Here is a 26,449-nt window from a genome sequence, read left to right on the forward strand (position 1 = left end):
TGGTGGGCATGACGGATTTCATCCGGGAGGGGCGGCTCTTCAGAGTCACCGGTTTCCTCCCCTCGCACCGGCAGCTCTTTCTCACCAGTGAGGCCACACTGGTGGACCGGACCACGACGAGGGTCGAGGTCTCTATCGGGCATGTGGAACTGATGTTCCTCAAGCCCTTCTACGAGAACGGGCTCCACATCCGGCGGGCGTCCGCCGCCGAGTTCGGCGTGCTCAGCGAACGGCACGGCATTCCGGCGGAGGACGCCGCCTACACCTGGATGCTGGAGCGGGACGGCGACAGCTTTGTCGTCAGCTCCCACCCGAACTGGCGGGAGGCGGAGTACGAGCTGATGGGCGAGCGGGAGTCGTTGTACGACGGCCCCTGGCCGCCGGAGTTCCCGGCGGAATCGGGGAATGTCGGCTGACCGTCGAGAAAAAGGGGGCCGTCCTCAGTGCGGATGCACTGGGGACGGCCCCTCTCCGTTTCCGCGGCCGCGGTGTCAGCCGGTCGCGTCCGCGAGCCGCTCCAGCTGGGCCTTGATCACCGGCTCCGGGATCGCGGCCTTCTTCTGGTCCAGCATGTTCACGCCGTAGAACGCCGCGATGACGCCGCCGCTGCGCACCACCGTGTACGTCATGGGCACCTTCTGCTTGCCGATGTCGCCGGTGATCCGGTAGCCGACGGCCTCGTCGCCGAGCTTCGGCGCGGGGAGGTTCTCGACCTTGCCGTAGGTGAGGCCCAGGGTCTTGAAGCCCTTGGGGCATTCGGTGACGGCCGCGCGGAGTTCCTTCATGACCCGGGTGGCGTTCTCCTCGGAGTGCGAGGCGAGCCACATGGAGCCGACGGTCGCGTTGGTGGCCTCGCCGGGCTGGAGGGAGCGGTGCACCGTGCTCACGGCGGGGATGTGCGTGAAGCCGCCGATGAGGCTGGCGAGCGGCTGGCAGGCCTTCTTGTCGGCCTCCATGCCGCGGCCGGCCTCGACCTCCGCCTTGGCGATCTTCTTGGCGTCGAAGCCCGCGGTCCTCCCGGTGATGGCGGCCTTTTCGAGGGCCTTTCCGTCGAGCGCTCCCAGGCGCTTCGCCTCGGCGGCCTCTTTCTCCTCGGGGCTCTGCTTGTTCTTCGAGCCGGCGTCGGCGCTCGTGCTCGCCTTCGGCTTCTTGGAGTCGGATTCCCCCGATTCGCCGCTGCACGCGGACACCGCGAGAAGGGCCGGTATTACGGCGGCAATAGGGAGGGCCCTGCGCAGTTTCATGGTCTTTCCTGGCATCTCTCGCTGGCGAAGAATGAGCAGAATGATCTTACCGACGGTAGAGGCTTGCTCTTATCACGTTTTGACGTCGGATCGGCCCGCGCTCAGCCGGCGTCGGAGATGCCCGTCAGTTCTTTGAGTTCTCTTTCCAGGTTCGCCCGCGCCTTCTCCTCCCAGACCGCCGCTCCGTAAGGCGTACGGAATAGCCGCGGCAGGCCGAGGAGCTGGCGGAGGACGGCCGCGCGGCCTTCGCGGAAGGCGGCGTCGGGGACGAAGGCGTACTCCTCGCGGACCGCCGCCGCATACCCCCTGTACGTATGGGCGTCGGTCGCCAGGATCGCGAGGTCCGCGTCGCAGAGGGTCTCGCCGTTCAGGTCGCCCGCGGCCGGGTCGTGCGTGGTCGTCAGGCGCACCAGGCGGGCGACTTCGGCCACTTCGTGCGGGGTGAGTCCGGCCTCGGTGAGCGCCTTCTCGGCGAGGACCGCCGAGCGTTCCTCGTTCTCGGAGCGGTCGGGCCGGTAGACCGCGTCGTGGAACCAGGCGGCGAGTTGTACGAGCTCCAACTCCCCGCCCTCGCCGCCCTGGTCGGTGAGTTCGTCGATGCGGGCGAGGACCGCCCGGAGGTGGTCGACCGTGTGGTAGCGGCGCTGCGGCTCGGCCCAGCGGGTCAGCAGGTTCCGGCCGTACGGGGTGGGGTCGGGGCCCGCGCGGCCGGCGCGGGCGGCGTGCAGGGTGGCGTTCCAGCGCTGGAGGAGTGCGGCGTCCCCGTCTGCGGTCATCTGGTGCTCTTCCTCGGCGGTCATGGGGGCATTCTGCCCGCCGGGGGGTGCGGAAGCGCTGCTTCCCACGCGCCCTCACCTCACACTTACATACCCCCCATGGGTATGCTACGGTGCACCGCACAGGTACCCCCTAGGGGTATGCCCCGACTCCCGGTCGGGGGTCGTCGCGAGCGAAGGGTCAGGGCAATGTCAACCGTCAATCCCCGGCGCTGGTGGGCACTTGTCGTGCTCGCCGCCGCCCAGTTCATGGTCATCATGGACACGTCGATCATCGGGGTCGCGCTCCCCGAGATGCAGAAGGACCTGGGCTTCTCGCAGAGCGAGCTCCAGTGGATCTTCAATGCCTACGTGATCGTCTTCGGCGGCCTTCTGCTCCTCGGCGGACGCCTCTCCGACCTCGTCGGAGCCCGCAAGATCTTCGTCTCGGGCTGGGCGGTCATGATCGCCGGTTCCGTCGTGGCCGCCGCCGCGCAGACCGCCTGGGTCGAGATCGTCGGACGCGCCGTCCAGGGTGTCGGCGGTGCGCTCATCGCGCCCTCCGCCATGACCCTGCTGATGATGCTCTTCATGCACGACCCGAAGGAGCTCGGCAAGGCGATGGCGCTCTACGGTGCCGCCGCCCCGGCCGGCGGCACCGCGGGCGTCTTCCTCGGTGGTGTCTTCACCGAGTGGATGAGCTGGCAGTGGGTCTTCATCATCTACATCCCGATCGGCCTCGCGACCCTCGCCGCCACCAAGCTCCTCCCGAACGTCGAGTCCCGCCGCGGCTCCGTCGACATCCTCGGCGCCGTCGCCGTCACCGCCGGACTCGCGCTCGCCGTCTTCGCCGTGGTCCGCGCCCCCGAGGTCGGCTGGGGCTCCACCGGCACGATCCTCCAGCTGGTCGGCGCCGCCGCTCTCCTGGTCCTCTTCTTCGTGATCCAGAAGAGCATCAGCGAGCCGCTCATGCCGCTCAGCGTCTGGCGGGTTCCGCGCCTCGGCTCCGCCAACCTGGCGATGACGCTGCTCGGTGCCGCCTGGATCCCGATGTGGTACTTCCTCAACCTGTACCTCCAGCAGGTCCTCGGCTTCGGCGCCTTCGAGTCCGGTGCCGCGCTGCTCCCGATGACCGTGCTCCTCATGATCTTCATGACGGCCATCACCGCCCGGCTCATGATGAAGTTCGGCGCCAAGCCGCTCATCGGCATCGGTCTCCTCGTCCTCGCCGCCGGCCTGGTCTGGCTCGCCGCAGTCCCGCCCACCGGCACCTTCATCGTCGACGTCCTGCCGGCCTCGCTCGTCGCCGCGCTCGGCATGTCCCTCGCCTACATCCCCGCGATGATCGCCGCCATGTCCGGCGCCCCGCAGGAGCAGGCCGGTCTCGCCTCCGGCATCGTCAACACCACCTACAACGTCGGCTCCGCGCTGGGTCTCGCCGCGCTGACCGCCGTCGCCATGTCCCAGGGCGCCGACCAGCTCGGCAACCTGCCCGCCCTCACCGACGGGTTCTCGGCCGCCTTCATCGGCGCCGCGGTCATCGCCGCGCTGGGCGGAGTGATCACGCTCCTCGTCATGAAGAGCGACAAGGCCGTCGCCGGAGCCCCCGCCCCCACCTCCGAGGGTGAGAAGGTCTCGGCCTGAACCGCCCCGAAGGGGCCGCCCGATGTCCGTGTCCAGGACGTCGGGCGGCCCCTTTTCCGTACCCACGCCATGCAAAGGGGTAAGCGATGGAACTGAACACCCGAGCCGTCCACGTCGTCAACGATCCGCTTCCACAGGGGAGTTGGCCGCTCTCCGTCCCCCTCGTGCAGTCCTCCGCCTTCGCCTTCGAGTCCGCCGCCGAGCTCGCGGACGCCATGGCCGGGCCCGACGGGACGTACGTCTACAGCCGCCGCGGCAACCCGACCGTACGGGCCCTGGAGCAGACCCTCGCAGGCCTTGAGGGCGGCGCCGGGGCCATCGCCTTCGCCTCCGGCATGGGCGCCATCAGTGGCGTCCTGCTCGCCCTCCTGAGGCCCGGCGACCGGGTGGTGGCCCAGCGCTGTCTTTACGGCGGGACCCATGCCGTACTGGGGGACCTGGCCGAGCGGTACGGGATCGAGGTCGTACGGATATCCGGCGACGATCCGGCCGAACTGGAGGCCGCCGCCGTGCACCCCGCCACCCGGCTCCTCGTCCTGGAGACCATCGCCAACCCCACCGGCGAGGTCCCCGATCTCCCGGGGCTGCTCGCCGCCGCCCGCGCGCTCGGGGTGACGAGCGTCGTCGACAACTCCCTGGCCTCGCCGGTCCTGTGCCGCCCGCTGGAGCACGGCGCCGACATCGTCGTCCACTCCACCACCAAGTACCTCTCGGGGCACTCGGACGTCCTCGGCGGCGCCGCCGTGTTCGCCGACGACGAGCTGCGCCGCCGGGTCTGGCCCCGGACGGTCGAACTCGGAGCCTGCGCCGACCCGTTCGCCGCCTGGCTGACCCTGCGGGGGATCCCCACCCTGCCGCTGCGGATGCGCGAGCACTGCGCCAGCGCCGCCGCCCTCGCCGAGCGGCTCACCGCCCACCCCGGCGTCACGGCCGTCCACTACCCCTGGCTCCCGGGCCACCCCTCGTACGAGCACGCCCGCAAGGCGCTCTCGGCCGGCGGGGGGCTGCTCGCCTTCGAGCCGGCGGGGGGCCGGGAGGCCGGCCGGGCCTTCATCGAGCGGGTGCGGGTGGCCAGGCTCGCGCTCTCCCTCGGCGGGGTGGAGACCCTCGTGACGCACCCCGCGTCCACGTCGCACCGGGAGCTGGACGAGGCAGCCCTGGGGGCTGCCGGGATAGCTCCGGGGCTCGTGCGGATGTCGGTCGGCATCGAGGACGTCGAGGACCTGTGGGCCGATGTCGAACAAGCCCTCGGACAAGAGTCCTTGAGTCTTTCTTTTGGGTTGACAAAATAAATGGTCGATTCGTAGATTGGGGGGTGCCAGGAAAAGACCACTCCTAGGTCAAGGGGGGCGCGCGATGCGCTACTTCGAGGACTTCCGGCCCGGCGACGTCCACGAGCTGGGCGCCGTCACCGTCACGGCGGAGGAGGTGCTGGAGTTCGGCAGGCGCTTCGACCCGCAGCCCTTCCACACGGACCCCGAGCGCGCGGAGCAGTCGCAGTTCCGCGGACTGATCGCGAGCGGATTCCACACCCAGGCGATGTTCATGCGTCGCTACGTCGACGGACTGCTCGCCTACAGCGCCTGTATGGGCTCGCCCGGCATCGACGAGGTCCGCTACCTGCGGCCCGTCCGCCCGGGCGACGTCCTCACCGCGCGCGTCGAGATCCTCGGCTCCACCCCGTCGCCGTTCAATCCCGCCACCGGCACCGTCAAGCCGCGGTGCACCCTGGTGGCCTCCGACGGGACGGCCGTGTTCAGCATGATCCTGCACAGCATCTTCCGCCGGCGCCCCGCCGATGCCGAGGCCGACCATCTGTCGTCGATGCCCGCGGCCGAGGATCCCGTCGCCTGTGTGCGACCGGCCAAGACCTGTGTCCCGGTCATGAGCGCCTGACGAACCGTCCTTCGTCCGGCCCTGAACACGGCCGTCCGTACATCCGGACCCGTCCGAAGCCCCGTATATCCACCGAAGTGAAGGGGGACCTCCTGTGGAGGCCGTATCCCGCACCGCCCAGTGGACCGCCGCCGCGCGCGCCCTGGAGACCGAGCGCGAGGACCGGCTGTTCGCCGATCCCTACGCGCGCACCGTCGCCGACCGCATCGGCTTCGAACTGCTCGAGCGCTACGCCGGGGGCGGCACCGTGCCGTTCCTCGCCATCCGCACCACCTACCTCGACCGCGCCATAGTGAAGGCGGTGGAGGAGCGCGGCATCCGCCAGGTCGTCTTCCTCGCCGCCGGCATGGACACCCGTTTCTTCCGGCTGCCCTGGCCCGACGGCGTCACCGTCTACGAGCTCGACCGCCCGGCCCTCCTGGAGGCCAAGGCCGAGATGCTCGCCGGCGAGCCCGCCCCCGCCGGCCGCACGAGGATCACCGTCCCCGTCGACCTCACCCAGGACTGGACCGGCCCCCTCAAGGAGGCGGGCTGGAAGAGCGAGGAGCCCGTCCTGTGGGTGGTCGAGGGGCTGCTGTTCTTCCTGCCGGAGCAGGCCGTACGGACCCTCATATCGACGCTCTCCGCGCACGCCGCTCCCGGCTCCGTGCTGCTCGGCGACGTCATCTCCAAGGCCGCCCTGGAGAACCCGCTCGCCCGCACCTTCCTCAGCGCCCTGAAGGACGACGGCAACCCGTGGCTCTTCGGCACCGAGGAGCCCGAGGCGCTGCTCGACGACTGCGGCTGGGCCGTACGGGAGGTCAGGCAGCCCGGTGAGGACGGCGCCGACTTCGGGCGCTGGCCCTACCCGGTGCCGGCCCGCTCGGTCCCGCGCGTGCCCCGGTCCTTCCTGTTCACCTGCGACCTGCCGGGATCGAACGGCTCCGAGGAGACGGCCGCATGAGCGCCCACGACTTCCACCAGAGGGTCATCACCGACGCCGGTGCGGCCGTCCGCGGTCTGACCGTCTCCCTCGGCGAGCGCCTCGGCCTCTACAAGGCGCTGGCCGAGCAGGGCCCGCTCACCGCTGCCGCACTCGCCGAGGCGACCGGCACGAACGAGCGGTACATCGAGGAGTGGCTGCACGCGCAGGTGTCCGCCGGGTACGTGGAGCGGCACCCGAGCTCCCTCACGTACACGCTCCCCGCCGACCACGTCGAGGTGCTCGCGGACCCGAAGGCCGTCACGTACGCGGCCGGGTTCTTCACCGCCCTGAAGGCGCTGTACGCCACCGAGGACCTGCTCGTGGAGGCCTACCGCACCGGTGACGGCGTCGGCTGGGCCGAGCACGACGCGGCCCTCGACACCGGCATGGGCTCCTTCTTCCAGCCGACGTACGAGCACAAGCTCGTCGCGGACTGGCTGCCCGCCCTCCACCAGGTCACCGACAAGCTGGCGAACGGCGGCACCGTCGCCGACGTCGGCTGCGGGGTCGGCCACACCACGCTGCTCATCGCCAAGGCCTTCCCGAACGCCACCGTCCACGGCTTCGACTACTCGGAGGAGGCCATCTCGATCGCGCGGGAGCTCGCCGAGGAGGCCGGTCTCTCCGGGCGGGTCGTCTTCGAGGTCGCGTCGGCCGACGACTACCCGGGCTCCGGCTACGACCTGGTCTGCTTCTTCAACGCCCTGCACGACATGGGCGACCCGGTGGCCGCAGCCCAGCACGTCCACAAGTCCCTGGACGCGGACGGCACCTGGATGCTCGTCGAGTCGAACGTGGCCCCGCAGGACATCGACGTCCAGACGCCCTCCGCCCGCATGTTCATGGCCCTGTCCGCCGTCATGTGCCTGCCCGTCGCGGTCGCCCAGCGCGGCCCGCACGCGCTCGGCAACCACTCCGGCGAGAAGGCCTTCCGGGCCATCGCGGAGGAGGCCGGCTTCACCCGCTGGCGCCGTGCCACCGAGACCCCGGTGAACGCGGTCTACGAAGTCCGGCCCTGAACACCCCGAAGCCTGGAGGAACCATCATGGGCGCCACCGCCCCCCTGCCCGTCACCGACCGGTTCATGGAGGTCCTGGAGCGGCTCAGCGAGCGCTCCGTCGAGGACTACTACAACCCGTACCAGACCTTCCAGTGGCCCGAGACGCTGGAGGAGAACCGTTTCTGGATGACGCCGGAGCTGCTCACCGTCTACGGCACCGAGCACTACGACACCCTCGGTGAGGAAACGCTTCAGCGCCTGTCGAAGTGGGAGTCCATCAACTTCTACAGCCTCAACGTGCACGGCATCCGCGAGCTCCTCATCGAGGTCGTCGGCCGCATCCACATGCCCGGCTTCGAGGTGCCCTCGGACTTCTTCCACCACTTCATCGGTGAGGAGAACGAACACATGTGGTTCTTCTCCGAGTTCTGCCGCCGCTACGGCCACAAGATCTACGGCTCCACCGCCATGCGCGCCGACGCGGCCTGGGAGCCGGAGGTCGAGAACTTCCTCGTCTTCACCCGCATCCTCTTCTTCGAGGAGCTCGTCGACCACTACAACTCCCGGATGGCGAAGGACACGTCGCTGTGCCACACCATCCGTGAGGTCAACCGCATCCACCACCAGGACGAGTCCCGCCACATCGCCTTCGGGCGCGAGCTGGTCTCCCTCCTGTACGGCCGGATGTGCCAGGCGGTCGGCGCCGAGCGGGTCCGCGAGGTGGAGGCGTACCTCAAGCGGTACGTCGTCTACAGCGTCAACTCCCTCTACAACCCCCACGTGTACCGCGACGCCGGCATCCCCGACCCGCTGGCCCTGCGCAACGCGCTGGTCGCCGACGAGAGCCGCCGCCCCCACGAGCGCAAGGCGATCCGCAAGCCGCTCGCCTTCTTCCTGAAGACCGGGATCTTCTCCGACGACACACTGCCCGTCGTCTGAGCGGCCAGGGCCTGTCCTGGACCTCCCACCCGAGAGGTGAAGAGAACATGACCGTGACGACCCCCGCGCATGCCGGGGAGAACGTGGGATCGACGAGGGGCCTTCCCTCGCTCGGCCCCGAGGGGACACGCCTGCTGCGGCTCCTCGACGACACCTTCGAGAGCTGGGGCGTGACCGCGGGCGCCCGCCCGATGACCATGCCCCCGCTCCTGCCGGCCGCCGACCTGGCGAAGCTGGACTACTACGACAACTTCCCGCACCAGGCCGTCCTCGCCGCCCCGCTCGATCTGGAGGGGCGCCTCACCACCCCCTTCGACGGCGAGCAGGGACACTGGCCCGCCGCCGCCCTCGAACCGGCCGGCCTCGGCCTGCCCTCGGCGTCCTGCTACGCCGTCTACCTCGACCACCAGGGCACCCAGGTCGCCGACGACACCCTCGTGACGATCTGCTCCTGGTGCTTCCGCAAGGAGACCCACTACGAGGGTATGCGGCGCCAACTCGGCTTCCGCATGCGGGAGATCGTCGCCATCGGCGCGCGCGAGCACGCCGAGACGCATCTCGCGGACTTCACCACCCGGATCCAGTCCTTCGCCGCGGCGCTCGATCTGCCGCTGCGCAAGGAGGCCGCCTGCGACCCCTTCTTCGACAAGGGCGGCTCGAAGGCGCTCCTGCAGCGGCTGACCCCGGTGAAGTACGAGTTCCTGTACGAGGACCTGGCGATCGCCTCGGTCAACACGCACCGGAACTTCTTCGGCGACCGCTGCGACATCACCCTCGCCTCCACCGGCGGACCGGCCTTCACCAGCTGTGTCGCCTTCGGCCTGGAGCGCTGGCTGTCCGCACTGACCCGGCGCCACGGCGGCTGGGAGGCCGCCACCGCGGCGGTGCTCGACGCGAACGCCCGCCTGCGGGCCGGTGCGAGTGGCGCGGCCGGGCCGGTGATCTGACGTGCCGGCCCGTCCCGCCGCCCCGCCGGCGGGCGGCCTGGGGTGGGCGAACCTCGGCATGGACATCGTGTCCGTCAACCGTGTCCGCAGGCTCCTCGCCCAGTACGGGGAGCGGTTCTTCGAGCGGATGCTCACCCCCGGCGAGCTCGCCGACTGCCGTACCTCCTCCGGGCTCGACGTACTGAGCCTGTGCGGGCGGATCGCGGCCAAGGAAGCGGCCTTCAAGACCTTACGGGTCAGGGGCAGGTTCCTGCCCTGGCCGGACATCGTGGTGCGGCGTTCCGAGGGCGGCTGGCCGCTCGTGGAACTGCACCGGGCGGCCGCCGAGATGGCCGCCGAGTCCGGCATCACCGAGATCACCGTGTCCATCAGCCACGACGTGGACTACGCGGTGGCGGTGGCCGCACCGATCATCGCCCCCGCCCCGTACACCGCCCCCACCCCTTACGTATCCAGCAGCAGTAGCTAGCAGCAGCTAAAGGAGAGCAACCATGGCCGACGGCCTGCAGACGGTGAAGAACTGGATCCTCGAGCGTCACCCCGAGCGCGACGACATCGCGTCCGACCTCGACCTGATCGAGAACCGGCTCATCGACTCGCTGTCCTTCGTCGAGTTCGTCTTCCTCCTGGAGCAGGAGAGCGGCACCGCGATCCAGATGGAGACCCTCGAGGTCGAGTCCATCCGCACCCTCGGTGCCATCGAGCAGCACTTCTTCAAGACCCCGGTGGAGGCCCAGGCATGAGTCGCCGCCTCTTCACCTCGGAGTCGGTGACCGAGGGACACCCCGACAAGATCGCCGACCGGATCAGCGACACCATTCTCGACGCGCTGCTCGCCGAGGACCCGTCCTCGCGGGTCGCGGTGGAGACCCTGATCACCACGGGTCTCGTGCACATCGCCGGCGAGGTCACCACCAAGGCGTACGCGCCGATAGCGAAGCTGGTGCGCGAGGCCGTTCTCGACATCGGCTACGACTCCTCGGCGAAGGGCTTCGACGGCGCCTCCTGCGGCGTCTCGGTGTCCATCGGCGCGCAGTCGCCGGACATCGCGCAGGGTGTCGACACGGCGTACGAGTCCCGGGTCGAGGGCGCGGGCGACGAGCTCGACGCGCAGGGCGCCGGCGACCAGGGCCTGATGTTCGGCTACGCCTGCGACGACACCGCCGAGCTGATGCCGCTGCCGATCGCGCTCGCCCACCGGCTGTCGCGCCGGCTGACCGAGGTCCGCAAGAACGGCACCGTGCCGTACCTGCGGCCCGACGGGAAGACCCAGGTCACCATCGAGTACGACGGGGACCGCCCGGTCCGTCTCGACACGGTGGTGGTGTCCTCGCAGCACGCGGCCGACATCTCCGTCGAGGGCCTGCTCACCCCGGACGTGCGCGAGTACGTCGTCGAGCACGTCCTCAAGGAGCTGGTCGAGGAGGGCGTGAGCCTGGAGTCCGACGGCTACCGGCTCCTGGTGAACCCGACCGGCCGCTTCGAGGTCGGCGGCCCGATGGGCGACGCCGGACTCACCGGCCGGAAGATCATCATCGACACGTACGGCGGGATGGCCCGGCACGGCGGCGGCGCCTTCTCCGGCAAGGACCCGTCGAAGGTCGACCGCTCAGCCGCCTACGCGATGCGCTGGGTCGCGAAGAACGTCGTCGCGGCCGGTCTCGCGTCCCGCTGCGAGGTGCAGGTGGCGTACGCGATCGGCAAGGCCGAGCCGGTCGGTCTCTTCGTCGAGACCTTCGGCACGGGCACCCTGCCGGACGAGCGGATCCAGGAGGCCGTCACCGCGGTCTTCGACCTGCGCCCGGCGGCGATCATCCGCGACCTGGACCTCAAGCGTCCGATCTACGCGAAGACGGCGGCGTACGGCCACTTCGGCCGCGAGCTCCCCGAGTTCACGTGGGAGCGCACGGACCGCGTGGAGGCCCTGAAGAAGGCAGTGGGGGAGTAGGCCATGCGTATCGCTGTCACGGGATCCATCGCGACCGACCATCTGATGACCTTCCCCGGCTGGTTCAGCGAGCAGCTGCTCGCCGACCGGCTCGACCGGGTCTCCCTGTCGTTCCTCGCCGACAACCTGGAGGTCAGGCGTGGCGGAGTGGCAGCGAACATCGCCTTCGGACTCGGTGTGCTCGGCCTCCGTCCCGCCCTCGTGGGCGCGGTCGGCGCCGACTTCGAGCCGTACCGGGTCTGGCTGAAGGACCACGGTGTGGACACCGACTCGGTGCGCGTCAGCGAGTCGCTCCACACCGCCCGGTTCGTCTGTACGACCGACCGGGCCCAGAACCAGATCGCCACCTTCTACGCGGGGGCGATGGCCGAGGCGCGCGAGATCGACCTTCGGGAGGTCGTCGCGCGCACCGGCCGGCTGGAACTGGTCCTGGTCTCCCCGGACGACCCCGAGGCCATGCTGCGGCACACCCGCACCTGCCGTGACCTGGGGATTCCCTTCGCCGCCGATCCGTCGCAGCAGTTGGCGCGGCTCGACGGGGAGCAGGTGCGGGAACTGGTGGACGGGGCCCGGTTCCTGTTCACCAACGAGTACGAGACGGCTCTGCTCCTGGAGAAGTCCGGGTGGACGGAGGCGGACGTGCTGCGCCGGGTCGGCACCTGGGTCACCACCCATGGTGAGGCGGGCGTCCGCATCCGGGGCGAGGGCCGGGAGCCGCTCGCCGTGCCGGCGGTGGAGGTCGCCGCGGTCGTCGACCCGACCGGGGTCGGGGACGCCTTCCGGTCCGGGTTCCTCGCCGGCTGGCTGTGGGGCGTGCCGGAGCGGTGCGCGGCGCAGCTGGGCTGCGCGGTGGCCGCGACCGTCCTCGACTACGTGGGGACGCAGGAGTACCGGCTGCACCGGGAGCCGCTCCTGGACCGGATCAGGACGACGTACGGCGTGGGCTGCACGGCGACCCTGGTCACCCATCTCAGGGGGCTCTCATGAGGGCATCGAGGAGGCTGTCATGACCGTCGTACGGAGGTCCCTGCGCGAGGAGTTCGCGAAACGGGTCGTGGTGGCCGACGGGGCGATGGGCACGATGCTCCAGGCCGCCGACCCGACGATGGACGACTTCCAGGACCTCGAAGGCTGCAACGAGATCCTCAACCTCACCCGCCCCGACATCGTCGCCTCCGTCCACGACGCCTACTTCTCGGTGGGCGTGGACTGCGTCGAGACGAACACCTTCGGGGCGAACCTGGCCGCGCTCGCCGAGTACGGCATCGAGAACCAGGTGTACGAGCTGTCCGAGGCCGGCGCCCGGATCGCCCGCACCACGGCGGACGCGCACACGGCCGCCGACGGGCGCCCCCGCTGGGTCCTCGGCTCCATGGGCCCCGGTACGAAGCTGCCGACCCTGGGCCACGTCACGTACGTGCCGCTGCGCGAGGCCTTCCAGCAGAACGCGGAGGGCCTGATCCGGGGCGGCGCGGACGCCCTGCTCATCGAGACCTCGCAGGACCTGCTCCAGACGAAGGCGGCCGTCATCGGCGCCCGCCGGGCCCTGGACCGGTCCGGCGTGGACCTGCCGGTGATCGTGCAGGTCACGGTGGAGACGACGGGCACGATGCTGCTCGGCTCCGAGATCGGGGCGGCACTCACCGCCCTGGAGCCGCTCGGCATCGACATGATCGGCCTGAACTGCGCCACGGGGCCGGCGGAGATGGCCGAGCACCTTCGGCACCTGTCCCGGCACGCCCGTATCCCGATCTCGGTCATGCCGAACGCGGGCCTGCCCGTCCTCACCTCCGACGGCGCCCACTACCCCCTGTCGCCGGCCGAACTGGCGGACGCTCAGGAGGCGTTCGTCCGCGAGTACGGCCCCGCTCTCGTCGGCGGCTGTTGCGGTACGACTCCGGAGCACCTGCGGGAGATCGTGGTCCGGGTGCGGGGCGCGGCCGTCCTCGACCGGCGGCCCGAGCCGGAGCCGGGCGCGTCCTCCCTCTACAGTCATGTGCCGTTCCGGCAGGACACCGCGTACATGGCGATCGGCGAGCGCACCAACGCCAACGGTTCGAAGAAGTTCCGCGAGGCCATGCTGGAGGCGCGCTGGGACGACTGCGTCGAGATGGTGCGGGACCAGATCCGCGAGGGCGCGCACATGCTCGACCTGTGCGTCGACTACGTGGGCCGGGACGGCACCGCGGACATGGCGGAGCTGGCCGGCCGCTTCGCGACGGCCTCCACGCTGCCGATCGTCCTCGACTCCACCGAGATCGCGGTGCTGCGCGCCGGTCTGGAGAAGCTCGGCGGCCGGGCGGTCGTCAACTCGGTCAACTACGAGGACGGCGACGGCCCCGAATCGCGGTTCGCGCAGGTCACGGCCCTGGCGAAGGAGCACGGCGCCGCGCTGATGGCGCTGACGATCGACGAGCAGGGCCAGGCCCGCAGCGTCGAGCAGAAGGTGGCGATCGCGGAGCGCCTCATCGAGGACCTGACCGGGAACTGGGGGATCAGGGAGTCGGACATCCTGATCGACACCCTCACGTTCACGATCTGCACCGGTCAGGAGGAGTCCCGCAGGGACGGCATCCACACGATCGAGGCGATCAGGGAGCTGAAGCGCCGCCACCCGGACGTGCAGACCACGCTGGGCCTGTCCAACATCTCGTTCGGTCTGAACCCGGCCGCGCGGATCGTCCTCAATTCGGTCTTCCTCGACGAGTGCGTGAAGGCGGGCCTGGACTCGGCGATCGTGCACGCGTCGAAGATCCTGCCGATCGCCCGGCTGGAACCGGAGCAGGTGGAGGTCGCGCTCGACCTGATCCACGACCGCCGCAGGGACGGCTACGACCCGCTGCAGCGGCTCCTCGAACTCTTCGAGGGCGCGACGGCGAAGTCCCTGAAGGCCGGCAAGGCGGAGGAGCTTCTCGCGCTGCCGCTGGACGAGCGTCTGAAGCGCCGGATCATCGACGGTGAGAAGAACGGTCTGGAGGCGGATCTCGACGAGGCCCTGGCCGGGCGTCCCGCCCTGGAGATCGTCAACGAGATCCTGCTCGACGGCATGAAGACGGTGGGTGAGCTGTTCGGCTCCGGCCAGATGCAGCTGCCGTTCGTCCTCCAGTCCGCCGAGGTCATGAAGACGGCGGTCGCCTACCTCGAACCCCACATGGAGAAGACCGACGCCGACGGCAAGGGGACGATCGTCCTCGCCACCGTCCGCGGCGACGTCCACGACATCGGCAAGAACCTCGTCGACATCATCCTCTCCAACAACGGCTACAACGTCGTCAACATCGGCATCAAGCAGCCGGTCTCCGCGATCCTGGAGGCGGCCGAGGAGCACCGGGCCGACGTCATCGGCATGTCCGGACTCCTCGTGAAGTCCACCGTGATCATGAAGGAGAACCTCCAGGAACTGAACGGCCGCGGACTCGCCGCCAAGTTCCCCGTGATCCTCGGCGGAGCCGCCCTCACCCGGGCATACGTCGAACAGGACCTGCACGAGATCTACCAGGGCGAGGTCCGCTACGCCCGCGACGCCTTCGAGGGCCTGCGCCTCATGGACGCGCTCATGGGCGTCAAGCGGGGCGTCCCTGGAGCCGTCCTCCCGCCGCTCAAGCAGCGCCGGGTGCCGAAACGCACTGCGACACCGGGGGGCCCGGCCCTGATCACGGAGGCGCGGGAGCCCGAGCCGGCCGGCCGCTCCGACGTCGCCGCCGACAACCCCGTCCCCGAACCCCCCTTCCTCGGGACCCGCGTCGTCAAGGGCATCCAGCTCGCCGAGTACGCCTCCTGGCTCGACGAGACCGCCCTCTTCAAGGGCCAGTGGGGCCTCAAGGACACCGAGACCATCGAGACGGAGGGCCGGCCGCGGCTGCGTGCCTGGCTCGACCGCCTCCAGACGGACCACCTCCTCGAAGCAGCGGTCGTCTACGGCTGGTTCCCCTGTGTGTCCAAGGGCGACGACCTGATCGTCCTGGACGAGGACGGAGGCGAGCGGACCCGCTTCTCCTTCCCCCGCCAGCAGCGGGGCCGCCGCCTCTGCCTGGCCGACTTCCACCGCGCGGAGGACTCCGGCGAGATCGACGCCGTCGCCCTCCAGGTGGTCACCGTCGGCTCCCGGATCGGCGAGGCGACGGCGAAGCTCTTCGCCGCCGACGCCTACCGGGACTATCTCGAACTCCACGGCCTCTCCGTCCAGTTGGCCGAGGCGCTCGCCGAGTACTGGCACGCCCGGGTGCGCTCCGAATGGGGCATCGCCGGGGCCTCGGAACCGGCCGGCATCGAGGGGATGCTGCGCACCGAGTACCAGGGCTGCCGCTACTCGCTCGGCTACCCGGCCTGCCCCGACCTGGAGGACCGGGCGAAGATCGCCGCCCTCCTGCGCCCCGAGCGGATCGGGGTCGAACTGTCGGAGGAGTACCAGCTGCATCCCGAGCAGTCGACGGACGCGATCGTCGTCCACCACCCGGAGGCGAGCTACTTCAACGCGGGAGGCCGCAGGTGAGTGTGACCTTCTCCTTCGAGTTCTTCCCGCCGAAGACGGACAAGGGCGAGCGGACCCTGTGGGACGCGATCCGCCGGGTCGAGGCCCTGTCCCCGGACTTCGTCTCGGTGACGTACGGCGCGGGCGGCTCGTCCCGCGACCGGACCATCGAGGTCACGAAGCGGATCGCGGCCGAGACCACCCTGCGGCCGGTCGCGCATCTGACGGCCGTCGGTCACTCGGTCGCGGAACTGCGGGCGATCATCGGCGCGTACGCGGACGCGGGCGTACGGGATGTGCTCGTCCTGCGCGGCGACCCGCCGGGCGACCCGCGCGGCGCGTGGACGCCGCACCCGCAGGGATTCGCGTACGCCTACGAACTGGTGGAACTGGTCCGCTCGTTGGGCGACTTCCGCATCGGGGTGGCGGCCTTCCCGGAGGGGCATCCCCGGTCGGCCGGTCCGGCCGACGACCTGGCGCACTTCGTGGCCAAGTGCCGTGCGGGCGCCGACTACGCCATCACCCAGATGTTCTTCGACCCGGAGGACTATCTGCGGCTGCGGGACCGGGTCGCGGCGGCCGGCTGCGACACCCCGATCATCCCGGAGATCATGCCGGCGACGGACGTACGCCAGATCCGGCGCTTCGCGGAGCTGAGCGACGCCGCGTTCCCCGAGGTCCTGGCGCACCGTCTGGAGGCGGCGAAGGACGACCCGGCCGCGGCGTACCGCATCGGCGTGGAGCACGCGACGCAGATGGGTCTGCGGCTGCTCGACGAGGGGGCGCCCGGCCTGCACTACATCACGCTGAACAAGTCGACGGCGGCCCTGGAAATCCACCGCACCATCATGAGCGCAAGGAGCGTTGTCCATGTCTGAGTTCACCGACTACAAAGTGGCGGACATATCCCTGGCCGAGTTCGGCCGCAAGGAGATCACCCTTGCCGAGCACGAGATGCCGGGCCTGATGTCCATCCGCCGGGAGTACGCGGATCAGCAGCCGCTCGCCGGCGCCCGCATCACCGGCTCGCTCCACATGACCGTGCAGACGGCGGTCCTGATCGAGACCCTGGTCGCGCTCGGCGCCGAGGTCCGCTGGGTGTCCTGCAACATCTACTCGACGCAGGACCACGCGGCCGCCGCGATCGCCGCCGCCGGAATCCCGGTCTTCGCCTGGAAGGGCGAGACCCTGGAGGAGTACTGGTGGTGCACGGAGCAGGCCCTGACCTGGCCGAACACGCCTACCGGCGGCCCGAACATGATCCTGGACGACGGCGGCGACGCGACGGCCCTTGTCCACCTGGGCGTCGAGCGCCAGAAGACTGGCAGGCTGCCGGAGGCCACCAACGAGGAACTGGCCGTCATGCGGGCCCTGTTGGAGAACAGTGATCTCGACTGGTCGACCATCGCCACCGACATCCGTGGCGTGACGGAGGAGACCACGACGGGCGTGCACCGGCTCTACGAGATGCACCGCGAAGGCGCGCTGCTCTTCCCGGCGATCAACGTCAACGACGCCGTGACGAAGTCGAAGTTCGACAACAAGTACGGCTGCCGGCACTCGCTCATCGACGGCATCAACCGTGCGACGGACGTCCTCATCGGCGGCAAGACGGCGGTCGTCTGTGGATACGGGGACGTCGGCAAGGGTTCGGCCGAGTCGCTCCGCGGCCAGGGGGCCCGTGTCATCGTCACGGAGATCGACCCGATCTGCGCGCTCCAGGCGGCGATGGACGGCTACCAGGTCGCCACCCTGGAGGACGTCGTGGAGACGGGCGACATCTTCATCACGACCACCGGCAACAAGGACATCATCATGGCGTCCGACATCGCCCGCATGAAGCACCAGGCGATCGTCGGCAACATCGGCCACTTCGACAACGAGATCGACATGGCCGGCCTGGCGCGGATTCCGGGGATCGTGAAGGACGAGGTCAAGCCGCAGGTCCACACGTGGACGTTCGAGGACGGCAAGGTGGTGATCGTCCTGTCGGAGGGGCGGTTGCTGAACCTCGGCAACGCGACCGGCCACCCCTCCTTCGTGATGTCGAACTCCTTCGCGGACCAGACCCTGGCGCAGATCGAGCTGTTCACGAAGCCGGAGGAGTACCCGGTGGACGTGTACACGCTGCCGAAGCACCTGGACGAGAAGGTGGCACGACTGCACCTGGCCGCGCTGGGCGTACGCCTCACGACCCTCCGCCCCGAGCAGGCGTCGTACATCGGGGTCCCGGTCGGTGGCCCGTACAAGCCGGACCACTACCGCTACTGATGTGTACCGCCGACGATGAGCGCGACCCGTGGCTCCCGGACCGCCTCCTGAGAACGGAGCGGGACCTGCTGATGCCGCTCCTGCGCAGGACACCCGAGAAGGCGTACGAGCTCCGCACCGCATGCCCCGGGTGGACGGCGAGGCAGGTCCTCGCCCACTGCGGAGCGGCCCTGGTCAGGATCGTCGAGGGCCGCCTGGAGGAAGGCGTCTTCCTGCCGGAGGCGAACGCCTGCGACGTGGCCGAACGCGAGGACTGGCCCATCGCCCGGATCCTCGACGAACTGGAACGCGGCCTCACCGAGGCCGGCCCGGTCATCGCCGAACGCGAGGACGGCCGGCTCGACGCGGTGGCGCTCGGCGAATGGGTCCACGCGGGAGACGTGAGGGAGGCCTTCGGCGAACCCGGCGCGTACTGCGGTGAGGCGCTGACCCTGGCACTCCCCCTCCTGACGGTGACGAGCCGCAAACGCGAGACGCCGCGACTGGTGGGAGTCCTGGAGGACCGCGAGGACACCCCGGTGGCGCTGGGCAACGCCATAGAAGGCCGCCCGGCAGCGACCTTCAAGGGCGACGCCTCCACCCTGATCCGCATCTACGCGGGCCGCCCCTTGGTGAGAACCCGCTACGAACTGACAGGCGCAACAGAACACGAACTCCTCATCTACCGCTGACCCCGCCCCGCCCGCCGGGCCCTCGGGGCTGACCCCGCCCCGCCGGGCACTCGGGGCTGACCCCGGCTCGCTGGCCCCGGCTCCCTGGCGCGCGCCCATCCCGCCCGCCCACCCCCGTGTGGCTGCGCCCCGCAGGACGGCGCCCCGCCCCACCCCCGTGTGGGCAATCGTCCCGCTGGGCGGGACGGGTGGGCACACGGGACGGCGCGCTCTGGCGGCGCCTCCGCCCCTTGTGCCTGGACCCGCACCACCGAGTGCGGCGCGCATGGGGTGCGGGTTCAGGCGCGGAAGCCTGGGCCCGGCAAGGGGCGCCGTTCCGTTGTGCCCACCCGTTCCGCCCCTGGGGGTCCCCCCGGACGGAGTCTGGGGGAGGAACAGTTGCCCACAACGGGGTGGACGGAGGCCCACAACGGGGGGCTCGGCCCACAACGGGGGGCTCGGCCCACAACCGGGGGCTCGGCTCACGACGGGCGGCTCGGCGGACCCGCAGACCGAAGGGACCACCATGCGCACGCTCGACCGTCTCCTCTACGCCGAGACGCTGCACCGCCCCGACGCCACCGCCGTGGTCTACGAGAACGAGACCCTCAGCTTCCGGGAGCTGTCGGAGGGCGCCCTGGTCCTGGCCCAGTACCTCCGGGCCCTCGGCGTGCAGGCCGACGACCGGGTCGGCATCCACACCGATCCGTCGCTCGAACTGGTCACGGCGACCTGGGGCACCCTCTGCTCCGGCGCCGCCTACGTCCCTCTCTCCCCCGAGTACCCGGAAGAGCGCGTCCGGTACATGATCGAGGACAGCCGTACCCGCATCGTCGTCACCCAGGACCATCTCCGCGCCCGCGTCACCGACCTCGCCCCGGCCGGCACGACCGTCGTCACGCTCGGCGACGCGGTGCAGCACGCCTGGCGTACCGCAAGCACCGCAGGTCAGGAGGCGGAGCCGTACGCGACGGTCCGCGAGAGCGACCTGGCGTACGTCATCTACACCTCGGGTTCGACGGGCAGGCCGAAGGGCGTGATGGTCGAGCACCGCTCGATCGTCGCCCAGATGCGCTGGATGGCGGCGGAGCACCACCTCGCCCCGGGCGCCGTCGTCCTCCAGAAGACGCCGATGAGTTTCGACGCGGCCCAGTGGGAGATCCTCGCCCCGGCCGTGGGCGCCCGTCTCGCCGTGGGCCCGCCCGGTGTCTACCGCGACCCCGAGGCCCTCATCGACACCATCCGTACCCATCGCGCGACGATGCTCCAGGGCGTCCCGACCCTCCTCCAGGCCTTGGTCGACACCGAGCGTCTCGCCTCCTGCACCACCCTGCGCCGCGTGTACTCGGGCGGGGAGATCCTGTCCCGTAATCTCGCGGCGCAGCTCCTCGCCGAGCTCCCCTCCGCGGAGCTGATCAACCTCTACGGCCCCACCGAGTGCACGATCAACGCCTCCTCGCACACGGTGGACCGCGCGACCCTGACCGCGGCCGCGAGTCCGTCCGCGATCCCCATAGGCAGACCGGCGTACGACACGACCTTCCACATACGCGACGGTGAACTGTGCATCGGTGGAGTCCAGGTGGCGCGGGGGTACCTGGACCGGCCCGAGCTGACGGCGGAACGCTTCATCACGACCGAGACCGGCGAACGCCTCTACCGCACCGGCGACCTGGCCCACTGGAACGAGGACGGCACCGTCCAGTTCGCCGGCCGCGCCGACAACCAGATCAAGCTGCGCGGCTTCCGCGTGGAGCTGGACGAGATCGCGTTGGCGATCGAGGACCACGACTGGGTGAAGAACGCGGCGGTCATCGTGAAGGACGAGCCCCGCACGGGTTTCCAGAACCTCGTCGCGTGCGTCGAGCTGTCGCCCAAGGAAGCCGCTCTGATGGACCAGGGCAACCACGGCGCCCACCACCAGTCGAAGGAGTCGAAGCTCCAGGTCAAGGCGCAGCTCTCGAACGCCGGCACCCGCCCCGACGCCGACCTCGCCGGCTGCCCCGCGGTCGCGCTCCCCGGCAGCACGCCCACGGACCGGATGCGCCGCACGGTCTTCGCCCGTAAGACGTACCGCTTCTACGAGGGCGGGGAGGTCACGCGCGCGGACGTCCTGGCGGCCCTGGCCCGCCGCCCGGAGGGCATCGGTTCCCGGGCGGTCGGCAGCCTCACGGCAGCGGACCTGGGTGAGATCCTCCGCTGGTTCGGCCAGTTCACGAGCGAGGAGCGGCTGCTCCCGAAGTACGGTTACGCCTCACCGGGCGCGCTGTACGCGACCCAGCTGTATGTGGAGCTGCGCGGCATCGCGGGCCTGGAGCCGGGCACGTACTACTACCATCCGGTCCGCCATCAGCTGTATCTGACGGGCGAGGACGAGGACGAGGACGAGGACGAGGACGCGGGAACGCCCGGGGCGACCGGCCCCTTCCTGGGCCTGGTCTTCCGGGGCCGGCGGTCGGCGATCGAACCGGTCTACAGGAACAACATCCAGGAGGTCCTGGAGATCGAGACGGGCCACATGGTGGGCCTGTTCGAGGAGATCCTGCCGGGCTACGGCCTGGACATCAGGCCGCGCTCCGGGGGCGCGTACGGGACCTTCGAGGTGATCCCGTACGACGAGGAGTCCCGTACGGCCCCGGAGGTGGACGTCTACGTCCAGACCCACGGCAACGGCATGGCCGGCCTTCCGGAGGCCCAATACGCCTACGAGAGCGGCGACTTCACGCGCATCTCCTCCTCCCTGATCGAGAAGAAGCACGTGATCGCGATCAACCAGGCGGTCTACGAGCGGGCGCGGCTCGGCATCACGGTGATCAGCCGGACGACCGACACGAACCGTGCGTACATCGACCTGGGGCGAGCGCTCCAGCGGCTCCAACTGGGCGACCACGGCCTCGGGTTCATGTCCTCGGGATACAGCTCGAAGTCCGGTCACCCGCTCCCGGCGGCCCGTCGTATGGACGAGATCCTGACGGCGGCGGGCCGCCCGACCGGCCCCTCGTACTTCTTCGTGGGCGGCCGGGTCAGCGAGGAGCAGCGGCTGAGCGAGGGCATGTACGAGGACACCGTCCACATGAAGGGCCCGGCGGAGATGATCCGCGACGACCTGGTCCACCACCTGCCGGACTACATGATCCCGAACCGGGTCGTCGTCCTGGACCGGCTGCCGCTCTCGGCGAACGGCAAGGTGGACACGAAGGCCCTGGCCGAGCTGGCCGTGGTCAACGCCGGCCTGCACGGTCGCCCCCACGTCCTCCCGCGCACGCGTACGGAGAGCAGGCTGGCGGAGATCTGGTCGACGGCGCTGAAGTACGAGGAGGTCGAGGCGGTGTCCGTCCTGGACGACTTCTTCGAGTCGGGCGGCAACTCCCTCATCGCCGTCGCACTGGTCACGAGGATCAACCGCGAGTTCGGCTCCCGGCTGCCGCTCCAGATCCTCTTCGACCGGCCGACGATCGAGAGGCTCGCCCATCAGCTGGACGGTGCGGCCGCGACCCCGGCCTCCCGTCTGGTCCGGCTCCACGCGGCCGGCGCGCAGCCGCCCGTCTACTGCTGGCCGGGCCTCGGCGGCTCCACGATGAACCTGCGGCACCTGGCGGAGGACATCGGCATCGACCGCCCCTTCTACGGGGTGCAGGCGTACGGCATCAACCGGGGTGAGGAGCCGTATGCGACGATCCGCGACATGGCGGCGGCGGACGTGGAGGCGATCCGGCGGCGCCAGCCGGCGGGCCCGTACACCCTCTGGGGCTATTCGTTCGGCGCGCGCGTGGCCTTCGAGTCGGCGCATCTCCTTGAGGCGGCGGGGGAGCAGGTGGAGAACCTGTTCCTCATCGCGCCGGGCTCGCCGAAGGTCCGCTCGTCGGAGACGGGGGGAGCGGACTACGAGAACCCGGCGTTCGTGACGATCCTGTACTCGGTGTTCGCGGGCGCGATCGACCCGACGGTACGGGCGGACGACAGGGAGGGCTTCGTGAAGCTGGTGGCGACCCGCTTCCCGGCCCTGGACCCGGACTTGATCGTCCGGATCGTCGCGATCGTGGAGGAGACGTTCGAGTTCACGTACACGTTCAGGGAGCTGTCGGAACGCCAGGTGAAGTGCCCGGTCACCCTCTTCAAGGCGGCGGGTGACGACTACTCGTTCCTGGAGAACGCGGCGGGCTGGTCGACCCGCCCGCCGACGGTGGTGGAGCTGGACGCGGACCACTACAGCCTGCTGCGGCAGCCGGACCTGAACGAACTGATCAAGAAGGTCAGGTACCGATTGGGGCAGTAGCACCGCACGCGGATTCCGCCCACCGTCACGTCTGCTCGGCGAGGCACTCCCCGCAGAGCGTCTCGTCGGCGACGGGCCGGAAGAGCGTGGCCTGGGTGTGCGCACCGGGACACTCCCGGGTCCCGTCGAGCCGCGAAGGCGGCCGCGGCGCCCGGGTGACCGGGGGCGGCACGTCACGCAACAGGTACCGAAGCACCCCCCGGGTCGATGTACGGGAGTCCCGTCGCCGGGCAGCCCCCGCAGGACGTGTTCGTGAACGTCGGCGGGGGAGTGCCCGGCGTCGAGCCAACGGGCGACGAGCAGGCCCAACTCGTCGCGCATGCCGGGGGGAATGCGCCGGAGGTGCGGGGAGAGGATCGGGAAGCCGGCGACGAGCGCCCGGGCGTCCTCGGGCACGGGCGGCACGATGTCCCCGCCCCTGTCCCTGTCCCTGTCCCCGTCCCCGTCCCCGTCCCCGTGACCGTCCCCGCAATCTTCCTCCGGGGGAAGGTTGGAGGTGTCTTCCCCAGGATCTTCATCTGGATGACGGTCGGCCGACGGAGCCGCCGGAGCACCGACGACCGGAATGCGGCCGCCCGGTGCGACCTGCGGCGACACGGGATCGGCGCAGGTCGGCAGGGGTGAGGTCCCACCCAGCACCCTCGCGGCCTCCCCGGCGCTCAACGGCACACTGGAGACGAGTTGTTGGGTGGCCCAGAGCCCACCGGCCCCCTGTACGCGCCGCTCGTGCACGAACCCCTCGGTCATGAGCTGCCGCTTGGCGCGGGTGAAGGCGGTGGCGCCGATTCCGGCGCGTTCGGCGGTACGGGAGAGGGATTCCCGGGCGCCCCGGGGAAGCGAGAGCTGCCAGGTCAGCAGCCGAACGGCATCGGAGCTGAGCCGAGGATGCCGAATGAGCTCGTGCGAGAGCTGGGTGAAGGCGCGGGAGGGCGAGATAAAGTGCCGACAGATCACGGGTGGACTCCTAATCCACTGGTGGTTGAGGCCCCCGTCGATGGTTCGCAGTCATCTTCGGGGGCCGTTTTGCGCGACCGTACCGAACGAAATGTGTCCAGCCGGACACACCGGGAGAAGTACCCCCGTACGAGTGAAAGCCCCTCTACTGGTTCGAAAAGGTGCGGTCGAGGAGTGCCAGCAGTCGGTCCCAGTGGCGCTGCGTCCCGTCCGGACTGAAGGCGCTGGTGTCGGCCATGGTGAAACCGTGGGCGGTGCCGGGGTAGATCTCGTTGGTGTGGCGGACCCCCGCCGCGTCCAGGATCTCGTTGAGCCCGCCGAACTCCTCGGGCGTCATGTCGCTCTCGGCGATGCCGAAGTGGACCTCGGCGGTGACCTTCGGGGCGAGCAGGTGCGGGCTGTCGGCCGCGTCCGTGATCAGGGCGCCGGGGTGGAAACCTGCGACGGCGGCCACCTGGTCGGGGTGGGCCGCCGCGGTACGCATCGCCAGGACGGCGCCCATGCAGTAGCCGACGACGGCGACGGGCCCGGCGGCGACCTCGGGCCGGCCGGTGAGGAACGCGAGGAAGGCGTCGGCGTCGCGCACGGCGCGCTCGGTGGTGTGCGCCCGGTAGAAGGGCATGAGCTGGGCGAAGACCGCGGGCCGGACGTCGTTCCCGATGTGCTCGGGAAGGTCGACCAGGGGCGCCTGCCCGTCCCGGTGGTAGACGTTGGGGACGAGCACGAAGTACCCGTGCCCGGCGAGCTCGCGCGCCATCTCCTCCAGCCGGGGCCGCAGGCCGAAGACATCCATGTAGAGGAGCACGCCCGGGTGCTGCCGGCCGTCGTCGGGGAAGGCGGCGAAAGCGTCGGCCTGGCCGTCTGGGGTGGGGATCTGCAGTGTGGTGGTGGCCATGGAGCGACCGTAACAGCGGTGATCAACCAAGGGGCGGACGGAGGGAGTTACGGCCTGCGACCTCCGCTGTCGAGCAGCTCATGCTGTCTCGGAGGACGCTCAGTCGAGACAGAACTCGTTGCCCTCGATGTCCTGCATGACGATGCACGAGTCGTGCTCGTCGTGCAGGAGTTGCACGCGTACCGCGCCGAGCGGGAGCAGTCGTGCGCACTCGGCCTCAAGTGCGGCGAGGCGCTCCTCACCCACGAGCCCGGTGCCGACCCGCACGTCGAGATGCACCCGATTCTTGACGGCCTTGCCCTCGGGGACCCGCTGAAAGTACAGACGCGGGCCCACACCTGAGGGATCACTGCAGGCGAACCATGAACCCCGCTCCTCGGGCGGCTGCGAGCGGTCGTAGTCGTCCCAAGTGGCGAACCCCGCCGGTGGCGTGGGGGCGACGTACCCCAGCACCTCGCACCAGAAGCGGGCGACGCGCTCGGGTTCCGAGCAGTCGAAGGTGACTTGGAACTGTTTGACCGATGACATCGGCGCACCATAGCAAGGGGGATCTGTCGCTCGCCCGAGCATTGACTCGGTGCGCCCGAGGGGTCGGCCGCACCACAAGGGCAGGCTGCGAGGCGATGGGCTTCGGCGATCACCTCGGCGTCGACCAGCGCGACCGATCTGTCGCCGTATTCGAGGATGTCGTACTCATCATCGAGCTCGGCGGGGTAGCCATGGATCCATAGAGTGGCGGCCGATGCCGAAATGGGCTTGGCTGTGCGTCAAGTGGCCATATTTTTCGGGGGGATTACAGTGAAAGCAGCGGTGCGTGGGGCGACTGTGCCAGCCGTGCTCGTAGCAGCCCTGACCGCATGCGCGGGCGAAGGTTCGTCCGGCTCGGATGCGGACGGCGGGAGAGGTGGCCGGCAGACCGTCGGTTCCCCCGAAGGGCATGAAGACCAGCCGGTCATGCTGACTTCATCCCAGGTGCAGGCTGTCCTGCCTGGCAGCAGCAGCCTTCCTGGGGAGTGGGGCGGCGTAGGGGGCGGTGGCGAGGATGTTCTCTATGGCGCGGAGGCCGCCAAGGACTGCGGATTCGACACCGGAACGAGCTGCGCCGGGCTGACGGCAAGAGGCATGAGGGTAGTCGAGCAGCAGACCGCGGAAGAGCTGGTGGCGAACGCGCCGGAGCAGACGGTCTTCATCAAGGTCTACGCGTTCGATTCCGTCGAGAACGCAGCCGTCGCCAGCAAGGCAATGGTGGCCAGAGAGCGCGAAGACAACGATGACGCACAACCTTTGAAGATCGCGGCAGGCGCAGAGGAGACCGAGGCGTTCTCCATGAAGCTCTCCGACAGGTACAGCACCAGCGTCACCATGCGGACCGGAGCGGTCGTCATCAGCCTGAAGGGGTCGGACTTGAAGAACGCCGACGACATGCAGGCGCTCGCAAAGCTCCAGGTGGACCGGATCGCCAAGACAGCCGCAGGCAAGAACCCCGACGCCTAGGGGGCGTCTCCCTGATCCGCGCACATTTGGTTCGTGTGGTTCGACCACGCGGTGGCAGGCCAGTGATGGATCAAGCAGAGGTATTGCTCATCGGAGGGCGC

The 26,449-nt window shown here is 70.0% G+C and carries 23 protein-coding genes; 18 read left to right on the forward strand and 5 right to left on the reverse strand.

What is annotated here, in order from left to right:
• Positions 1-8: 8 nt before the first annotated feature.
• Positions 9-416 carry a hypothetical protein gene (locus OG462_RS24610; RefSeq protein ID WP_406060756.1) on the forward strand — a complete coding sequence of 136 codons (408 nt, stop codon included), beginning with the start codon at positions 9-11 and terminating at the stop codon, positions 414-416.
• Between the two features lie 75 nt (positions 417-491).
• Here OG462_RS24610 and OG462_RS24615 read toward each other — a convergent pair whose 3' ends face one another.
• Together OG462_RS24615 and OG462_RS24620 are read right to left on the reverse strand one after the other, a co-directional pair.
• Positions 492-1,244: a hypothetical protein gene (locus OG462_RS24615; RefSeq protein ID WP_406060758.1), complete on the reverse strand. Its 753-nt coding sequence runs from the start codon at positions 1,242-1,244 to the stop codon at positions 492-494.
• Between the two features lie 101 nt (positions 1,245-1,345).
• Complete coding sequence (locus tag OG462_RS24620; protein WP_406060760.1) at positions 1,346-2,044, reverse strand: hypothetical protein; 699 nt, start codon at positions 2,042-2,044, stop codon at positions 1,346-1,348.
• 165 nt (positions 2,045-2,209) lie between these two features.
• Here OG462_RS24620 and OG462_RS24625 point away from each other — a divergent pair, with 165 nt between their 5' ends.
• The 16 genes from OG462_RS24625 to OG462_RS24700 all read left to right on the forward strand — a co-directional run bounded on the left by OG462_RS24625 (position 2,210) and on the right by OG462_RS24700 (position 23,005).
• The gene (locus tag OG462_RS24625; protein ID WP_406060762.1) at positions 2,210-3,643 is read left to right on the forward strand and encodes an MFS transporter; all 1,434 of its coding nucleotides are present in this window, start codon (positions 2,210-2,212) and stop codon (positions 3,641-3,643) included.
• Between the two features lie 86 nt (positions 3,644-3,729).
• On the forward strand, positions 3,730-4,935 hold the full coding sequence (locus OG462_RS24630) for a trans-sulfuration enzyme family protein (protein ID WP_406060764.1): 1,206 nt from the start codon (positions 3,730-3,732) through the stop codon (positions 4,933-4,935).
• Positions 4,936-4,999: 64 nt separating this feature from the next.
• Entirely contained in the window at positions 5,000-5,539 is a 540-nt protein-coding gene (locus OG462_RS24635; protein ID WP_406060766.1) for a MaoC family dehydratase, read from the forward strand.
• Between the two features lie 94 nt (positions 5,540-5,633).
• Positions 5,634-6,482, forward strand: a complete 849-nt coding sequence (locus OG462_RS24640) for a class I SAM-dependent methyltransferase (RefSeq protein WP_406060768.1) — start codon at positions 5,634-5,636, stop codon at positions 6,480-6,482.
• Positions 6,479-7,522, forward strand: a complete 1,044-nt coding sequence (locus OG462_RS24645) for a class I SAM-dependent methyltransferase (RefSeq protein ID WP_406060770.1) — start codon at positions 6,479-6,481, stop codon at positions 7,520-7,522. Before OG462_RS24640 ends, OG462_RS24645 begins: the two co-directional genes overlap by 4 nt.
• 26 nt (positions 7,523-7,548) lie before the next feature.
• Positions 7,549-8,442 (forward strand): diiron oxygenase, encoded by an 894-nt coding sequence (locus tag OG462_RS24650; protein ID WP_406060772.1) that lies wholly within the window; start codon positions 7,549-7,551, stop codon positions 8,440-8,442.
• A 47-nt stretch (positions 8,443-8,489) separates the two neighbouring features.
• Complete coding sequence (locus OG462_RS24655; RefSeq protein WP_406060774.1) at positions 8,490-9,389, forward strand: hypothetical protein; 900 nt, start codon at positions 8,490-8,492, stop codon at positions 9,387-9,389.
• A gap of 1 nt (position 9,390) precedes the next feature.
• On the forward strand, positions 9,391-9,858 hold the full coding sequence (gene acpS, locus OG462_RS24660) for a holo-ACP synthase (RefSeq protein WP_406060775.1): 468 nt from the start codon (positions 9,391-9,393) through the stop codon (positions 9,856-9,858).
• Between the two features lie 22 nt (positions 9,859-9,880).
• Positions 9,881-10,132 (forward strand): phosphopantetheine-binding protein, encoded by a 252-nt coding sequence (locus OG462_RS24665; RefSeq protein ID WP_030322008.1) that lies wholly within the window; start codon positions 9,881-9,883, stop codon positions 10,130-10,132.
• The gene (metK, locus tag OG462_RS24670; RefSeq protein ID WP_406060777.1) at positions 10,129-11,337 is read left to right on the forward strand and encodes a methionine adenosyltransferase; all 1,209 of its coding nucleotides are present in this window, start codon (positions 10,129-10,131) and stop codon (positions 11,335-11,337) included. Before OG462_RS24665 ends, metK begins: the two co-directional genes overlap by 4 nt.
• 3 nt (positions 11,338-11,340) lie before the next feature.
• On the forward strand, positions 11,341-12,324 hold the full coding sequence (locus tag OG462_RS24675; protein ID WP_406060779.1) for a carbohydrate kinase family protein: 984 nt from the start codon (positions 11,341-11,343) through the stop codon (positions 12,322-12,324).
• A 19-nt stretch (positions 12,325-12,343) separates the two neighbouring features.
• A complete protein-coding gene (gene metH, locus OG462_RS24680) occupies positions 12,344-15,829 on the forward strand; it encodes a methionine synthase (protein WP_406060781.1) in 3,486 nt (1,161 codons plus the stop codon).
• Positions 15,826-16,686, forward strand: coding sequence for a methylenetetrahydrofolate reductase [NAD(P)H] (gene metF / locus OG462_RS24685; protein WP_406060782.1), 861 nt, complete (start codon positions 15,826-15,828; stop codon positions 16,684-16,686). The genes metH and metF overlap by 4 nt, the downstream gene beginning before the upstream one ends.
• The gene (gene ahcY, locus OG462_RS24690; protein ID WP_406060784.1) at positions 16,679-18,079 is read left to right on the forward strand and encodes an adenosylhomocysteinase; all 1,401 of its coding nucleotides are present in this window, start codon (positions 16,679-16,681) and stop codon (positions 18,077-18,079) included. The genes metF and ahcY overlap by 8 nt, the downstream gene beginning before the upstream one ends.
• Positions 18,079-18,750, forward strand: a complete 672-nt coding sequence (locus OG462_RS24695) for a maleylpyruvate isomerase family mycothiol-dependent enzyme (RefSeq protein ID WP_406060786.1) — start codon at positions 18,079-18,081, stop codon at positions 18,748-18,750. The genes ahcY and OG462_RS24695 overlap by 1 nt, the downstream gene beginning before the upstream one ends.
• A 505-nt stretch (positions 18,751-19,255) precedes the next feature.
• Positions 19,256-23,005, forward strand: a complete 3,750-nt coding sequence (locus OG462_RS24700) for an amino acid adenylation domain-containing protein (RefSeq protein WP_406060788.1) — start codon at positions 19,256-19,258, stop codon at positions 23,003-23,005.
• Positions 23,006-23,030: 25 nt separating this feature from the next.
• Here OG462_RS24700 and OG462_RS24705 read toward each other — a convergent pair whose 3' ends face one another.
• The 3 genes from OG462_RS24705 to OG462_RS24715 all read right to left on the reverse strand — a co-directional run bounded on the left by OG462_RS24705 (position 23,031) and on the right by OG462_RS24715 (position 25,382).
• Positions 23,031-23,186 (reverse strand): hypothetical protein, encoded by a 156-nt coding sequence (locus tag OG462_RS24705; protein WP_406060790.1) that lies wholly within the window; start codon positions 23,184-23,186, stop codon positions 23,031-23,033.
• Positions 23,187-24,104: 918 nt separating this feature from the next.
• Positions 24,105-24,854, reverse strand: a complete 750-nt coding sequence (locus OG462_RS24710; protein ID WP_406060791.1) for a dienelactone hydrolase family protein — start codon at positions 24,852-24,854, stop codon at positions 24,105-24,107.
• A gap of 99 nt (positions 24,855-24,953) precedes the next feature.
• Positions 24,954-25,382, reverse strand: coding sequence for a VOC family protein (locus OG462_RS24715; RefSeq protein WP_406060793.1), 429 nt, complete (start codon positions 25,380-25,382; stop codon positions 24,954-24,956).
• A gap of 306 nt (positions 25,383-25,688) precedes the next feature.
• On the opposite strand from OG462_RS24715, the gene OG462_RS24720 reads away from it, so the two are divergent.
• Entirely contained in the window at positions 25,689-26,348 is a 660-nt protein-coding gene (locus OG462_RS24720) for a hypothetical protein (RefSeq protein WP_406060795.1), read from the forward strand.
• The last annotated feature ends 101 nt before the right edge of the window (positions 26,349-26,449 follow it).

It is taken from the genome of Streptomyces sp. NBC_01077, from assembly GCF_045162855.1.
Lineage (GTDB): Bacteria > Actinomycetota > Actinomycetes > Streptomycetales > Streptomycetaceae > Streptomyces.